We start from the raw sequence: 15,002 nt of genomic DNA, 5'->3' as shown, positions 1-15,002 counted from the left end.
GGGGAGCCGGCATGGCCGCCATCACCATGAAGAACATCGTCAAGGAGTACGGCGACGGCTTCAAGGCCGTGCGGGACGTGTCCCTGGACGTCCAGGACGGCGAGTTCATGATCCTGGTCGGGCCGTCCGGGTGCGGCAAGTCGACCCTGCTCCGCATGATCGTCGGGCTGGAGGACATCACCTCCGGCGAGATGCGCATCGGCGACCGCGTCGTCAACCAGGTCGCGCCGCGCGAGCGCAACCTGTCGATGGTGTTCCAGAACTACGCGCTGTACCCGCACCTGACGGTGTACGAGAACATCGCGTTCCCGCTGCGCCTGGCCAAGAAGCCCAACGAGGAGATCGACCGCCGCGTGCGCGAGACCGCCGAGGTGCTGGAGCTGACCGAGCACCTGGACCGCAAGCCCGCCAACCTGTCGGGCGGCCAGCGGCAGCGCGTCGCGATGGGCCGGGCGATCGTGCGGCAGGCCGACGCGTTCCTGTTCGACGAGCCGCTGTCGAACCTGGACGCCAAGCTGCGCGGCCAGATGCGCACCGAGATCTCCCGGTTGCAGCGCCGGCTCGGCGTCACCACCGTCTACGTCACCCACGACCAGACCGAGGCGATGACCCTCGGCGACCGCGTGGCGGTGCTGCGCAAGGGCGTGCTCCAGCAGGTCGGCAGCCCGCGCGAGCTGTACGAGCAGCCCGTCAACCTGTTCGTGGCCGGGTTCATCGGGTCGCCGTCGATGAACTTCCTGCCGGCGTCGTTCGACGGCACCCACCTGGACACCCCGCTCGGCCGCGTCCCGCTGGACGACCCGCGCAAGGCCGAGGCCGCCGGGGACCGGCAGGTCGTGCTGGTGGGCATCCGGCCGGAGGACTTCGAGGACGCCGAGCTGGTCTCGGCCGAGAAGCGGCAGCGCGGCGCGACCGTCCGGGTGCGGGTGGACGTCACCGAGTGGCTCGGCAACGAGCAGTACGCCTACGTCCCCTACGAGGCCCCCGCGGACCTGGCCGGCCAGCTGCGCGACCTGTCCCGCGAGCTGGACAGCGACCAGCTGCGCACCCAGGCCGTGGTCGCGCTCGACGCGGCCAGCCTCATCACGGCCGGGGACGAGGCCGAGCTGTGGATCGACACCGGCAAGCTCCACATCTTCGACCCGGCGACCGGCGAGAACCTCACCCGCGACGAGGAGCGCGTCGCCGCCCTCGGCCGCCACGCCGACCGGGCGCGCGAGGCGCAGCGCCGCGCCCAGCAGGACGGCAACGGCAACGGCAACGGCCGGCCCGAGGCGAAGGCCGGCGAGTCCCCCTCCGGATGATGCACTTCGTGTTCACCCCGCCGGGGGAGTCGGCGGCCGGGCTGCTGGACCTCCCCTGGCGGGAACCCCTGGCGGAGTGGACCCCCGCCACGACCGGGGACCGCCTGGTGGAGATCCGGCAGCGCGGCCTGTCCCGGCACGTGGTGCGGTTCGTGTCCGAGGGCGGCGAGGTCTACGCGCTCAAGGAGCTCGCCGACCGCCTCGCCCGCCGCGAGTACCGGCTGCTGCGCCGCCTGCGCGAGCTCGGCGTCCCGGCCGTCGAGGTGACCGGCGCGGTCGTGGACCGGCCCGGCGACCTGGACGCGATCCTGGTCACCCGGTTCCTGGACTCCTCCACCTCCTACCGGGCGCTGTTCGCGCGCCCGCGCGGCGGCCAGCCGACCGACCGGCTGCTGGACGCGCTGGTCGAGCTGCTGGTCCGGCTGCACCTGGCGGGCTTCATGTGGGGCGACTGCTCGCTGTCGAACGTGCTGTTCCGCATGGACGCGGGCGCGTTCTCCGCCTACCTGGTGGACGCCGAGACCGCCGAGCTGCACCCCTCCCTGAGCGAGGGGCAGCGCCACTACGACGTGGACCTGGCCCGCGAGCGCATCGCGGGCGAGCTGTTCGACCTGATGGCCGCCGGAACGCTGCCGCCGGAGGTGGACCCGGTCGCGGTCGCCGACGACACCGTCCGCCGCTACGCCGCGCTGTGGGACGAGCTGACCCGCGAGGAGACCATCCGCCCCGAGGAGCAGCGCTACCGCATCGCCGAACGGCTCCGCCGCATCAACGCCCTCGGCTTCGACGTGGACGAGGTCGAGCTCGTCGCCACCGACGAGGGCGACGGCGGCAGCCGCCTGCGCGTCCGGACCCGCGTCGCCGAGCCCGGCCACCACCGCCGCATCCTGTTCGCCCGCACCGGCCTCCAGACGGAGGAGAACCAGGCCCGCCGCCTCCTCAACGACATCGCCTCCTACCGGGGCTGGCTGGAGCGGGAGGCCGGGCACCCCGTCCCCGAGGTCGTCGCCGCCAACAGGTGGCTCGCCGAGGTCTACGAGCCGGTCGTCCGGTCGATCCCCGAGGAGCTGCGCGGCCGGCTGGACGAGGTGGAGCTGTTCCACGAGGTGCTGGAGCACCGCTGGTTCCTGTCGGAGAAGACCGGCCGCGACGTCGGCACCACCGAGGCGGCGCGCGACTACTGCCGCTCCGTCCTGCCCACGGTCCCCGAGGACCTGATCGAACCCTGACCCGGCGTTGGGGGGATCACAGCAGGCCACGAGGTTGAGCGGGGACCTTCCGGGCACTTTCCGGATCATGGGGACCATCGCTGAGCAGTTCATCCGGGTGTTGCGCCACGCGGGGGTCGAGCGCGTCTACGGGGTGGTGGGCGACAGCCTCAACCCGGTCGTGGACGCCGTGCGCCGCACCGACGGCATCGAGTGGGTCCACGTCCGGCACGAGGAGGCGGGCGCGTTCGCCGCCGCCGCCGAGGCGCAGACGACCGGACGCCTGGCGGTCTGCGCGGGCAGCTGCGGGCCCGGCAACACCCACCTGATCAACGGTCTGTACGACGCGCACCGCTCCGGCGCGCCCGTGCTGGCGCTGGCCTCGCACATCCCCAGCGCGGAGATCGGCACCGGTTACTTCCAGGAGACCCACCCCCAGAAGATCTTCGAGGAGTGCAGCTCCTACTGCGAGATGATCAGCAACGCCGGACAGATGCCCCGGCTGCTGGAGCACGCGATCCAGACCTCGCTCGGCGGGGGCGGCGTGTCGGTGCTGGTCCTGCCCGGCGACGTCGCCCAGCTCGACGCCGGGCCCACCCGCCGCACCGTCCTGCCGGGCGGGCCGGGCGTCGTCCGGCCGCCCGAGCACCAGGTCGCGGCGCTCGCCGAACGCCTCGACGCGGCCGAGAAGGTCATGCTGTTCGCCGGGGCGGGCGTGCGCGGCGCCCACGCCGAGGTCATGGAGCTGGCCGGCAGGGCGCTGTCGCCGATCGGCCACTCCCTGCGCGGCAAGGAGTGGATCCAGTACGACAACCCCTACGACGTCGGCATGAGCGGCCTGCTCGGCTACGGCGCCTGCCACAAGGCCATGCACGAGGCCGACCTGGTGGTCCTGCTGGGCACGGACTTCCCCTACGAGGACTTCCTCCCCGGCCGGAACACCGTGCAGATCGACCACGACGCCACCCGCCTGGGCCGCCGCACCCCGCTGGACCTGGCGGTGCACGGCGACGTCCGCGAGACGCTGCGGATGGTCCTGCCGAGGATCCGGCAGAAGGGGGACCGCGCGTTCCTGGACGCCATGCTGAGGGAGCACGCCCGGCTCCTGGAGAAGGTCGTGGGCGCCTACACGCACGACATCGCCCGGCACGTCCCGATCCACCCCGAGTACGTCGCCGCCGTCCTGGACGACCTCGCCGCCGACGACGCGGTGTTCACCGTGGACACCGGCATGTGCAACGTGTGGGCCGCCCGCTACCTCACCCCCAACGGCCGCCGCCGCGTGCTCGGCTCGTTCCGGCACGGCTCCATGGCCAACGCCCTGCCGCACGCCATCGGCGCGCAGCTCGCCGACCGCGACCGGCAGGTGGTGTCCCTGTCCGGCGACGGCGGCCTCGGCATGCTGATGGGCGAGCTGCTGACGGTGAAGCTGCACGACCTGCCCGTCAAGACGGTCGTGTTCAACAACTCCTCGCTCGGCATGGTCAAGCTGGAGATGATGGTCGACGGGCTGCCGTCCCACGAGACCGACCACGAGCACGTGGACTACGCCGCCATCGCGCAGGCGTGCGGCATCCCCGCGGCGCGCGTCGAGAAGCCCGCCGAGGTCCGCGACGCGCTGACCACCGCGCTGGACTCGCGCGGCCCGTTCCTGCTGGACGTCGTCACCGACCCCGACGCGCTGTCCATCCCGCCGCACATCACCGCCGAGCAGGTCCGCGGGTTCGCGCTGGCGGCGGGCCGGACGGTGCTGAACGGCGGCGTCGGCAAGATGCTCGACATGGCCCGCGCCAACCTGCGCAACGTGCCCCGGCCGTAGGACGCGGCGCCGCGCCGTCCGGCTAGGGCAGGACGACCTCGAACCACAGGTGCGTGGCCCGGGGCGACTGCTCCAGCCCCCACTCGGCGGCCAGGGCGTCGATGACGGAGAGCCCCCGCCCGTGGTCGCCGCGGCGCCGCAGGTCGGCGTCCACCCCGGCGGGACCGTCGTCGCGGATCTCCACCCGCAGGCGGCGGCCGTCCCCGGCCACCACCACGACGGTGACCCGGATGAGGCCGGTCCCGTGCAGCACCGCGTTGGCGATCGCCTCGGCGGCCATCAACTCCACGTCGTCCAGCAGGTCGGGATCGGCGACCACCTCGGCCGCGCGCTCCCGCACGGTCCGCCGGGCGGCCTGTCCCGCCCGCCGGTCCCGGGCCAACGTGAGGGGTTCCCCGAGCCGCTGCATCGCCGCGGTCATGCCGGGGCCCTCCCACCGGGCAGGCCGCGGTCGGGGGCGAGGTCGGTCAAGCGGAGAGTCACGAGATCACCACACAGAGAGAGCTGATGCGCAACGCAATCATTCACTGACATTCGGTGATGGGGCAACGCACTGGGAACATTGATCTTGACCTTTTGTGGACCATGCGGTGGCGGCATGGCCACCGGAGGCCCGGGAAACCCGGGGGAACGGGCCCCGGGCGGCGGTCCGGTGATCTACCGGCAGCGTGCACACCCGGGGGAAAGCACTGCGCCCGCTTGGCGTTCCGCAGCCCGGCAGCCCACCCGGCGGCGGTTACATTCGGTGATCGATGTGATCGCTGGGTGGCCGTCTCCCACCTCAGGCGGAGACGGTTCGGTGAGGTGGTCGATCGATGGGGTACGGCGCGACGCTCGTGCGGGAACGCCCCCGGCCGTCCGCGGCCCCGCCGGGACGCGCCGCCGCGCCGGGGCACGCGGCCCGGCGCCCGCCGCGCCGCGCGCCGGGCCGGCACCGCCGTCCCGCGCACGCCGCCGGGCCGCCGCGCCTGGCCATCGCGTGCGGGGCGGTGCTGTTCCAGGCGTCGCTGGGCGGGATCTACTCCTGGAGCGTCCTCGCCCGGGCGCTCCAGGAGCCCGGCACCGCCTTCGGGCTGTCGCGGTCCCAGGCCGTGCTGCCGTTCTCGGTGGCGATCGGCGTGGTGTTCGTGGGCACCTACCTGGGCGGGCGGCTCCAGGACCGGCGCGGCCCGCGCGCGGCGGCGCTGCTCGGCGGCGTGCTGTACGCGACCGGCACGATGCTGGCGTCGCTGGCCACGGGCCGGGACCAGCTCTGGTGGATGCTGCTGTCGTTCGGGGTGGTCGGCGGGCTGGGCCTCGGGGTCGCCTACATCGTCCCGGTCGCGATGCTCCAGAAGTGGTACCCCGACAAGCGCGGCCTGATCACCGGGGTCGCGGTCGGCGGCTTCGGGTTCGGCGCGGTGCTCACCTCGCCGCTGGCGCAGGGCCTGGTGGACGCCCACCGGCAGACGCCGACCGAGGCGTTCCTGCCGCTCGGGCTCTGCTACCTGGTCGCCACGACGGCGGGCGCGCTGCTGTTCCGGAACCCGCCCCCGGCCGCCCCGAAGCCGGGCGGGCGCGGCGACTTCACGCTCCGGGAGGCGCTGCGGACCCGGCAGTGGTACCTGCTGACGGCGATGCTGACGCTCAACACCGTCGCGGGCATCGGCTTCGTCGCGGTCACCGCGGGCGCGGCCGTCGCGATCACCGGCATGGGACCGGGCGCCGCCGCCGCGCTCACCGGGTTCATGGGGCTGTTCAACGGCGCGGGCCGCATCCTGTGGGGCTGGCTGTCGGAACGCCACGGCCGCATGCGGATCTTCACTCTGATCCTGGCGCTGATGGGCGCGGCGCTGCTGCTGGCCCCCCACGCCACCACGCCGCTGCTGTTCATCCCGCTGGCCGCCGTGGTGTTCGCGAACTTCGGCGGCGGGTACGCGGTGATGCCCGCGACCGTCGGCGACTTCTTCGGCCTCACCAACGCCGGGGCCATCTACGGGCTGATGAACATCGCCTGGAGCGTCGGGGGAGTGGTCGGCCCGCTGCTGGTGGCGTCGCTGGCGGCGGGCGGCTCCTACGGCGGCGCGTTCACCAGCCTCGCGGTGATCGTGCTGGCGGCGACGGCGCTGCCCGGCCTGACCCGGCCGCCGGGCCGCCGCGCGCTGCGGGGCCGCGCCCGGCGGATGCCGAGCGCCGCCGCGTTCGCGCGCTGACCGGCGCCGGCCCGCGCTAGGAGTCGCGGACGCGGCGCGTCCCGGCCGATCCGCTGACCGTCCGCACGATCTCGCCCGCCAGGTCGCGGAGCTTGACGTTGCGGTGCTGCGACACGCGGGTCAGCTCCGCGAACGCCTCGTCCGGCCCGCACCGCCGCCGCGCCATCACGATCCCGACGGCCTGCCCGATCGTGGCGCGGGTGTCCAGCGCCGACTCCAGGTTCCCGATCCGCCGCTCCCGGGCCGCGGCCAGCGCCTCGCGCAGCCGCGCCGCCTCCAGGTGCACCCGCACCCGCGCGAGCAGCTCGTCGGGGAAGAACGGCTTGGTCACGTAGTCGTCGGCGCCGCGCCGCAGCCCCTCCACCGCCGCCTCGCCGCCCGCCCGCGCGGTGAGCAGCACGATCGGGATCCGGTTCAGCTCCGGGTCGGCGCGCAGCTCCGCCACGAGCGCCAGGCCGTCGCGGCCGGGCAGCATCACGTCCGACAGCACCAGGGCGGGGCGTTCGGCGCGGACGATCGCCAGCGCGCCGTCCGCGTCGCAGGCGGTCATGACCCCCCACCCCTCCCCGGTCAGCAGCCGCAGCAGGTAGGCGCGCATGTCGGGGTCGTCCTCGACGAGCAGGACGCACGGCGCGTCCGGGTCGGCGGGCCGCGCCGGGACCGGGTCGGCGGCGGTCCAGCGCAGCGCCTCGGCCGCGAACGGCTCGGCCGTCCCGGCGACCGACTCCAGCGGACGCGCCGCGCCGGTGGCGGCGCCGCGCGGGATCCGGACGGTGAACGCGCTTCCCTCGCCCACCGCGCTGGCCGCCGTCACCTCGCCGCCGAGCGCCCGGGCCAGGTCCGCCACCAGCGACAGCCCGATGCCCGACCCCTCCCGGCTGCGCCCGGCGGTGCCCGCGATCCGGTGGAACCGGTCGAAGACGTGGGGCAGCTCGTCGGCGGGGATGCCCGCCCCGGTGTCGGCGACGGTCAGCTCGACGCGGTCCCCGCGTTCCCGCAGCCGCACGGTGACGGTCCCCTCGCGGGTGTACTTGACCGCGTTGGACAGCAGGTTCAGCAGGATCTTCGACCACATCTCGCGGTCCACCGGCACCGGGGCGGACAGCGGCGGCGCGTCCACCACCAGCCGCAGCCCCGCGCGCTGCGCGGCGGACCGGAACATGCCCGCGCAGTCGGCGGTCAGCGCCGCCAGGTCGGTGGGCTCGGGCTCGGCGCGCAGCCGCGCCGCGTCCGCCCGCGCCACCTCCAGGAACGTGTCCACCAGCCGCCGCAGCCGCAGCGCCGCCCGGTACGCGGCACTCAGCGCCTCCCGCCGCTCCGGCGGTCCGGGGTCGTCCAGCGCCGCCCGCAGCGGCCCCAGCAGCAGCGTGAGCGGCGTGCGGAACTCATGGCTGATGTTCTGGAAGAACCGCGTCCTGGCCTCGTCCAGCTCGGCCAGGGACTCGGCGCGGCGGCGTTCGGACTGGTAGGCGAGCGCGTCGGCGACGGTCACCGCGACCCGTTCGGCGGCCACCTCGAAGAACAGCCGGTACTCGGCGTCCAGCGCGCGGCAGGGGCTGACGCCCAGCACCAGCACCCCGAAGGTGCGGCCCCCGGCGGCCAGCGGCAGCGCCACCGCGGCGTCCGGCACCGTCCCGTCGTCCGTGCCGTCCCCGGCGGCGCCGGGCCGGAACACCGGGGCCAGCTCCGCGCGCAGCCCGGTCACCGTCTCGGCCGCGCCGGTCGCGGCGGCCCGCAGCACGGCCTCGTGCAGCGCCCCCTCGGGCGGGCGCGGCACCCCGTGCGAGGCGGCGTGCCGGACCCGCGGCGGGCGGCCCGGCCGGTCGGCGTCGGCCAGGTAGGCCAGCGCGAACGGGATGTCGCGCGGTTCCCGGCCGAGTTCGGCGACCGCCGCCCGGCAGGTCCCGACGACCGCGCCGGCGTCCCCGGCGGCGCGGACCGCCCGGATCGAGCCGAGGCCGCGCACCGTGCGCAGCCGCCGTTCGGTCAGCACCCGCCGGGTCGTGTCGGTGGTCGCCACGAAGACCCCCAGGACCCGGCCGCCGGCCGCCGCGACCGGGCTGTGGGAGAACCGCCAGTAGGTCTCCTCCCGGTAGCCGTGCCGGTTCATGAACAGCAGCAGGTCGTCGTCGAACGTCGCGCCGCGCCCGGCCAGCACGCCCGCCGCCCTCGGCCCGACCTGCTCCCACACGTCCGACCAGCTTTCGGCGGCGGGCCGGCCCATCGCGTCCGGGTGCTTGTCGCCGAGGAACGGCGCGAAGGCGTCGTTGTAGAGCTGCACCAGCTCGGGGCCCCACCACAGCGCCATCGGGACCCGCGAGGGCAGCACGGTCCGGATCGCCGCGCGCAGCTCGCCGGGCCAGCCCGCCACCGGGCCGAGCGGCGTCGCCGCCCAGTCGACCCCCCTGGCCAGCGCGCTGGTCGGATCCGACCCGCCGAACAGCCCCTCCGCCGTCGCACCGCTCATCCCCACCGCTTCCGCACGCCTGACGCCTGCCGTCCGCTCGGTCCGCATCCGGTGCGCATGGCGGCCGAGGGCGGTCCCCTCAGCCTGGCCAGGGCTGTCTTCGCAGGTCAAGCGCTTTCTGGAGACGGCTATCGAAAGGGGTGGTCAAAGCATGGCGTCACCGGATGTGCGCGGTGGGTTGACGGAACGGAGGCCATCCGCTCATCCTGGTGGAACCCTGGACGCCGACGCGTTCCGGACGTGGTCCAACAGCGCGGCCGCTTCCCCCCCTTCCTCGTGGGCGAAGAGGCTCCGCATGCACCTGACCACGATCGACCCTCCGCGCTACCGCGACGACGACGGCACGCTGGTGGCCGTCCTCCCCGCGGAGATCGACCTCGTCAACGCCGCCGCGCTCCGGTCCGAGCTCTGCGCCCGGCTGGCCGACGGGCCCCCGGCGCTGGTCCTGGACCTGAGCGGCACCCGGTTCTGCGACTCCACCGGGGCCGAGGCGCTGGCCCGCGTCCACGCCCGCGCGGCGCGGGCGGGGATCGCCGTCCATCTGGTGCTGCCCGCGGGCGGACCGGCCCGCACCGTGTGCGGGCTGCTCGGCCTGACCTCCGCCATGCCCTGCTTCGAGGACCTGGCGGCGGCCCGCGCGGCGCTGTCCTGATCCCGAAACGCTGACCGGAGCCCGGTTTCCGGGTAATTTCCCCTCATGGCGGTCACACCGGTCCCCGAACGTCTCCGCTGGGCGGTCGAGACCCTGGACGTCGCTCCCGACGACCGGCTCCTGGAGATCGGCTGCGGCCACGGCGTCGCGGTCGATCTCGTCTGCCGGCGGCTCGACCGGGGGCACATCCTGGCCGTCGACCGGTCCGAGACCGCGATCACCCGCGCCGAGCGGCGCAACGCCGCCCATGTCGCCGCCGGCAGGGCGACGTTGCGGGCCGCCACCCCGGACCGGCTCGACCTGCCCCCGGAGACCCGCTTCGACAAGGTCTTCGCGGTGAACGTGAACCTGTTCTGGACCCGCTCCCCGCAGCCCGAACTCGACCTGATCAAGGCATGGCTGAAGCCCGGCGGGGCCCTCTACCTCTTCTACGAGCCCCCCGACGCCTCCCGCACCACCGAGCTGGCAACCCGAGTCGGCGCGGCACTGGCGGACCACGGCCTGGAGACGACGACCCTCACCGAGACGTCCTCCCGGCCGCTGCTGTGCGTCATCGGCCGCTGACCGTCCAGCCCTCCGCACTTTCCGGACGGGGCGAGGCAACCTTCCGGCGTTCCGGGCGTATCTACACGATCGCCGGAACGACGGAGGGCCGTGGATGGACGATGAATTCGAGGAGTTCGTGCGGGCGCGAACGCCCGCGCTGCTGCGGTCGGCGTACCTGCTGACCGGTGACCAGCACCTGGCCGAGGACCTCGTGCAGACGGCGCTGGCCCGCACCCACGGCGCGTGGCGGCGGCTGGAACGCGCGGGCAACGCCGACGCCTACACCCGCAAGGTCATGTACCACCTCCAGGTGCGCCGGTGGCAGCGCCGCCGCTTCACCGAGACGACCCTGGACCGCGCCGCCGGCCGCGCCTCGCCCGCCGGCGCGTCCCCCGACGACCGCGTCGACCTGCGCCGCGCCCTGCTGCGGCTGGCGCCCCGGCAGCGCGCGGTGATCGTGCTGCGGTTCTTCGAGGACCGCAGCGAGGCCGAGACGGCGGCGCTGCTGGGCTGCTCGGTCGGAACGATCAAGAGCCAGACCGCCCGGGGGCTGGTCCGGCTGCGCGCGCTGCTGGCCGAACCGACGAACCAGGAGACGAACCGGACATGAACGACCTGGACCTCGACCGGCTCCGCGCCGACCTGCACGCCCTCGCCGACCGCGCGGGACCCACCGACCTGCGCGAACGCGCCCTGCGCACCTCCCGCGTCCGCCGCCGCCGGCACCGCGCCGCCACGGCCCTGACCGCCGTCGCCGCGCTGGTCCTGGCGGCGTTCGCCCTGCTGCCCGGTGACCGGGACGAGCCTCCCGTGCTCCGGCCGACCCCCGCCCCGAGCGGGGCGCCTCCGGGCAAGAGTTTCTTCTTCCCGCCGACCCGTTCGGCGGGCGGCAGGGAGACCATGTACCTGGAACTCCCCGACGGCACCGCGGTGGATGTCAGCTACCCGAAGGACCTGGCCCTGGCACACCTCGGCTTCATGCCGTCCCGCGAAGTCGAGGTGCCGGAGGACGCGACCTGCTGCGCGGGTTTCACCTCCCTGAAGCCCGGAGCCCGCCTCCATGGCACCCTTCCGGACCGGAACGGCCGCCCCCTGGAGATCTGGCTGAGTCCGCCCGTCCTGCATCCCGAGGAGGCCGAGGACGAGTTCGAGGACGAGGGGAAGCCCGAGCGCCTGTACGTCCGCGTCGGCCACTGGTACGTCCCGGTCGGCGAGGGGGTTCCGGACGCCTCGGCCTGGGCCCGTCTGGGGACCCTCTTCCGTGCCCTGGAGCTGAGCGAGACGGCTCGCGGCCACCTGATGATCAAGGCCGTCGCGCCCGTCCGTCTCGTCGCCGTCCAGTTCACCGGCGGCGACGTCTGGGGCTCCGGCCCGACGCTGGCCTCCCAGCGCGACCACCGTCACCGCCGTGTGGAGGTCGCCAGGGTCGACCGATGCGCCCCCGACACGCGGGTCGACATGGAACTGACCGGCTGGCAGGTCTGCCGGGATGGCGTCGCCGTCCGCTTCCTCGCCGAGGAGAAGCACCGGCGCTGGGCCGACCGGCTCCACAAGGAACTCCGGATCGAGCGGGTCCGTCCGGCCGGATGACGCCACCCCCGCCCGGCCGCGGTCCGGCCGCGGCGGGCGGGGTATGCCGATCTTCGTGACGAACCGCGAGCACACCTCCCTCACCGGCGCGCAGGAGACCGCGCTCGCCACGCTGTACGGCCGGGCGCTGGACAGCCGCGCCCGGCGCCCGATCCTGCGCGACGCCATCGCCGCCGACGTCGTCCGCCGCCTGAACTACGACTTCCGCGGGACGCGGATCAACGCCGTCACCGCCGCGGGCGTCGCGCTGCGGGCCCGCCTGCTCGACACCTGGACCGCCGAGTTCCTGCGGGCGCACCCCGACGCCACCGTGCTGCACCTGGCCTGCGGGCTGGACGCCCGCGCCCACCGCGTGGCCCCGCCGCCCACGGCCCGGTGGTTCGACCTCGACCTGCCCGACGTCATCGAGCTGCGCGAACGCCTCCTGCCCCGCCCGCCCGGCGACCACCGCACGATCGCCGCGTCGGTGACCGACCCCGCCTGGCTCGACGAGATCCCCGGCGACCGTCCCGCCGTGGCCGTGTTCGAGGGGCTGACGATGTACCTCCACGAGCGGGACGTCAGGAGCCTGGTCCAGCGCCTGACCTTCCACCTCCCCGGCGGCCGGCTCTGCTTCGACGTCTACGGGACGCTCGGCATCCGCCTCCAGAAGCTGGTCCCGGCCGTCCGCAACGCGGGCGCGACCCTGCACTGGGGCGTCGACGACCCCCACGTGATCGAGTCCTGGTACGACGGCCTGACGCTGCTGGACGACCTGCGCAGCGTCGACATGCCGGGCGTGGAGGAGCTGCCCCGGGCGGGCCGCGTCCAGATGCGGATCCTGAAGCACCTGCCCGGCTTCCGGGACGTCGGGCGCATCCTGCGCTACCGCTTCTGACCGCGCCGGACAACGCTATATATCAACGCTCTATAACTTCATGTATCGTTGATATAGCGCGGCCTTCCGCGCGTCCAGCGTCCCGACGGAGGGAAGAAGCCATGAACGTCATGCGGGTCGCCCAGGTCAGCGCGCCGGGCGAGAAGTTCGAGATCGTCGAGCGGGAGCTGCCCGAGCCCGGCCCCGGCCACGTGCGCGTCGCCGTCGAGGCGGCGGGCATCTGCCGCAGCGACGCGGGGTTCGTGGCCGGGGCGTTCCCCGGGACACCGTTCCCGCTGGTCACCGGGCACGAGGTCGCCGGACGCGTCGACGCCCTGGGGGAGGGCGTCACCGGCTGGCGGGTGGGCGACCGGGTCGAGGTGGGCTGGTTCGGCGGGCACTGCGGGCACTGCGTGCCCTGCCGCCAGGGCGACTTCATCGACTGCGCGGACCTGCGCGTCCCCGGCTGGGCCTACCAGGGCGGGTTCGCCGAGGCGATGGTCGCGCCGGTCACCGCGCTGGCCCGCGTCCCCGACGCCCTGTCGGCGACCGAGGCCGCCCCGCTCGGCTGCGCCGGGGCCACCACCTACAACGCCCTGCGGCACGGGGGCGCCCACCCCGGCGACCTGGTGGCGGTCCTCGGCGTCGGCGGCCTCGGCCACCTGGGCGTCCAGTACGCCAACAGGTTCGGCTACGAGACCGTCGCCATCGCCCGGGGCCGCGACAAGGAGCCCCTCGCCCGCCAGCTCGGCGCGCACCACTACATCGACAGCACGGCGGACGACGTGGCCGAGGCGCTCCAGCGGCTCGGCGGAGCGAGGATCGTCCTCGGCACGGCCGCCAGCTCCGACGCCATGAGCGCCGCCGTCGGCGGGCTCCGCCCCCGCGGCCGCCTGGTCGTGCTCGGCGCGACCCCGGAGCCCCTCCGGATCAGCCCGCACTCGCTGATCATGGGCAGCCGCAGCGTCCACGGCCACCCGTCCGGCACCGCGCAGGACGTGGCGGAGACCATGGCGTTCAGCGCCCTGACCGGCGTCCGGCCCATGGTCGAGACCCTGCCGCTCGACCAGGTCAACGACGCCTACCAGCGCATGCTCAGCGGCGCGGCCGCTTCCGCATGGTCCTCACCGTCGGCTGACGGGGAACGGGCGCCGGGGTCCCAGAGGACTCATCGGCCCCGTCCGCGCACGATCGGCGGCGATCTTCGGCGGCTCCGCCCCCGCGTTCGTCTGCTCCCTCCCATAAGGGGGACGACACCATGCCGAAGAACCGCACCCTCGGGCCCTGGCCCTGGCCGCGATCGCTCCGCTCGCCGGATGCGGCCTCGTCGACACCGACCGATCCGCGGAACCCGCCGCGCGTGACAGGAAGGTCCGCGACAACGCGGCCCGCTACGTACCACCCGCCCTCGCCTGAGCACCCTGCGCCGACCTGCCGCAGACCGGGCGGACGGCGCGGTGCGCCAAGCTCAGGGTCCCGCTCGACTACGCGAGACCGGACGGCGAACAGGCCGAGATCGCCCTCATCCGACTGAAAGCCAGCGGCCCGGAGAGCACCCGCGTCGGTTCGCTGGTGTTCAACTTCGGCGGCCCCGGCGGGGGCGGCATCGACGCGCTGGGCGCGCTCGCCGGCGGCTACGCCACCCCTCGGACCCGCTACGACCTGGTCGGCTTCGACCCGCGCGGCGTCGGCCGCAGCATCCCCGTGCGGTGCCTGACCGACCAGGAGAAGGACGCCGGCGCGACCGTCGACGCCAGCCCGGACACGCCGCAGGAGGAGGACGCGCTCGTCAGGGAGGCGCGGAACGACGTCCAGAAGTGCCGGACGCGTTCCGGCCGTTACCCGCCGCACGTCAGCACCGCGAACACCGCCCGCGACATGGACGTCATGCGTCGCGCGCTGGGCGACGCGAAACTGCACTACTTCGGAATCTCCTACGGCACCTGGCTGGGCGCGAACTACGCCCACCAGTACCCCGGCAAGGTCGGCCGTCTCGTCCTGGACGCCGCCACGGACCCGTCCGTCACGCCCAGGGAGGGCACCCTCCAGCAGGTCAAGGGCTTCCAGAAGGCGTTCGACAACTTCGCCGCCGAGATGGCCCGGCAGTCGGGAGGCGAGGGCACCGTCGCCACGGTCAACCAGCGCGCCGGTGAGCTCCTCAGAGGAACCTGTGCGTCCGCACGCACGTGAACGGCTACCTGCTGAACGGCACCGTCCCGCCCAACGGCACGACCTGCGCCTGATCCACGCCGGGCCGGGGGGGGGGGGGGGGCCCCCGGGCCCCCCCCCCCCCCCCCCCGGGGGGCGCCCCCCCCCGTGGGGGCGCCCCCGGCGCGCCCAGGGGGGCGCCGGCCCCCCCCCCCCGCGC

At 74.6% G+C, this 15,002-nt stretch carries 14 protein-coding genes; 12 read left to right on the top strand and 2 right to left on the bottom strand.

Annotated elements, in window-relative coordinates; translation table 11 throughout:
- Positions 1–11 precede the first annotated feature (11 nt).
- The 3 genes from HNR61_RS08030 to HNR61_RS08020 all read left to right on the top strand — a co-directional run bounded on the left by HNR61_RS08030 (position 12) and on the right by HNR61_RS08020 (position 4,331).
- On the top strand, positions 12–1,304 hold the full coding sequence (locus tag HNR61_RS08030; protein ID WP_182842491.1) for an ABC transporter ATP-binding protein: 1,293 nt from the start codon (positions 12–14) through the stop codon (positions 1,302–1,304).
- Between the two features lie 8 nt (positions 1,305–1,312).
- Positions 1,313–2,533: a DUF4032 domain-containing protein gene (locus HNR61_RS08025; protein WP_220509131.1), complete on the top strand. Its 1,221-nt coding sequence runs from the start codon at positions 1,313–1,315 to the stop codon at positions 2,531–2,533.
- 67 nt (positions 2,534–2,600) lie between these two features.
- On the top strand, positions 2,601–4,331 hold the full coding sequence (locus HNR61_RS08020) for a pyruvate dehydrogenase (RefSeq protein WP_182842489.1): 1,731 nt from the start codon (positions 2,601–2,603) through the stop codon (positions 4,329–4,331).
- Between the two features lie 22 nt (positions 4,332–4,353).
- Here the strand turns inward: HNR61_RS08020 and HNR61_RS08015 are convergent, their stop codons facing one another.
- Positions 4,354–4,752 carry an ATP-binding protein gene (locus HNR61_RS08015; RefSeq protein ID WP_245681897.1) on the bottom strand — a complete coding sequence of 133 codons (399 nt, stop codon included), beginning with the start codon at positions 4,750–4,752 and terminating at the stop codon, positions 4,354–4,356.
- Between the two features lie 394 nt (positions 4,753–5,146).
- On the opposite strand from HNR61_RS08015, the gene HNR61_RS08010 reads away from it, so the two are divergent.
- Complete coding sequence (locus tag HNR61_RS08010) at positions 5,147–6,523, top strand: L-lactate MFS transporter (RefSeq protein WP_182842488.1); 1,377 nt, start codon at positions 5,147–5,149, stop codon at positions 6,521–6,523.
- Positions 6,524–6,539: 16 nt separating this feature from the next.
- On the opposite strand, the gene HNR61_RS08005 is transcribed toward HNR61_RS08010, so the two are convergent.
- Complete coding sequence (locus HNR61_RS08005; protein WP_182842487.1) at positions 6,540–8,990, bottom strand: ATP-binding protein; 2,451 nt, start codon at positions 8,988–8,990, stop codon at positions 6,540–6,542.
- A gap of 295 nt (positions 8,991–9,285) precedes the next feature.
- Here HNR61_RS08005 and HNR61_RS08000 point away from each other — a divergent pair, with 295 nt between their 5' ends.
- The 8 genes from HNR61_RS08000 to HNR61_RS50430 all read left to right on the top strand — a co-directional run bounded on the left by HNR61_RS08000 (position 9,286) and on the right by HNR61_RS50430 (position 14,877).
- Complete coding sequence (locus HNR61_RS08000) at positions 9,286–9,642, top strand: STAS domain-containing protein (RefSeq protein WP_182842486.1); 357 nt, start codon at positions 9,286–9,288, stop codon at positions 9,640–9,642.
- A gap of 45 nt (positions 9,643–9,687) precedes the next feature.
- A complete protein-coding gene (locus HNR61_RS07995) occupies positions 9,688–10,206 on the top strand; it encodes an SAM-dependent methyltransferase (RefSeq protein ID WP_182842485.1) in 519 nt (172 codons plus the stop codon).
- A 94-nt stretch (positions 10,207–10,300) separates the two neighbouring features.
- Complete coding sequence (locus tag HNR61_RS07990; RefSeq protein ID WP_182842484.1) at positions 10,301–10,798, top strand: SigE family RNA polymerase sigma factor; 498 nt, start codon at positions 10,301–10,303, stop codon at positions 10,796–10,798.
- Complete coding sequence (locus tag HNR61_RS07985) at positions 10,795–11,778, top strand: hypothetical protein (RefSeq protein ID WP_182842483.1); 984 nt, start codon at positions 10,795–10,797, stop codon at positions 11,776–11,778. The genes HNR61_RS07990 and HNR61_RS07985 overlap by 4 nt, the downstream gene beginning before the upstream one ends.
- A gap of 55 nt (positions 11,779–11,833) precedes the next feature.
- Positions 11,834–12,655 carry a class I SAM-dependent methyltransferase gene (locus HNR61_RS07980; protein ID WP_220509130.1) on the top strand — a complete coding sequence of 274 codons (822 nt, stop codon included), beginning with the start codon at positions 11,834–11,836 and terminating at the stop codon, positions 12,653–12,655.
- 101 nt (positions 12,656–12,756) lie between these two features.
- On the top strand, positions 12,757–13,998 hold the full coding sequence (locus tag HNR61_RS07975; RefSeq protein WP_246442359.1) for an alcohol dehydrogenase catalytic domain-containing protein: 1,242 nt from the start codon (positions 12,757–12,759) through the stop codon (positions 13,996–13,998).
- Positions 13,999–14,206: 208 nt separating this feature from the next.
- Positions 14,207–14,824: an alpha/beta fold hydrolase gene (locus HNR61_RS07970; RefSeq protein ID WP_182842481.1), complete on the top strand. Its 618-nt coding sequence runs from the start codon at positions 14,207–14,209 to the stop codon at positions 14,822–14,824.
- Positions 14,821–14,877 carry a hypothetical protein gene (locus HNR61_RS50430; protein ID WP_376770252.1) on the top strand — a complete coding sequence of 19 codons (57 nt, stop codon included), beginning with the start codon at positions 14,821–14,823 and terminating at the stop codon, positions 14,875–14,877. Before HNR61_RS07970 ends, HNR61_RS50430 begins: the two co-directional genes overlap by 4 nt.
- Positions 14,878–15,002: the final 125 nt, after the last annotated feature.

This window comes from Actinomadura kijaniata, assembly GCF_014138665.1.
Lineage (GTDB): Bacteria > Actinomycetota > Actinomycetes > Streptosporangiales > Streptosporangiaceae > Spirillospora > Spirillospora kijaniata.
Note: the sequence above shows the minus strand (reverse complement) of the source record. Positions and strands in the feature narration are given on the sequence as shown.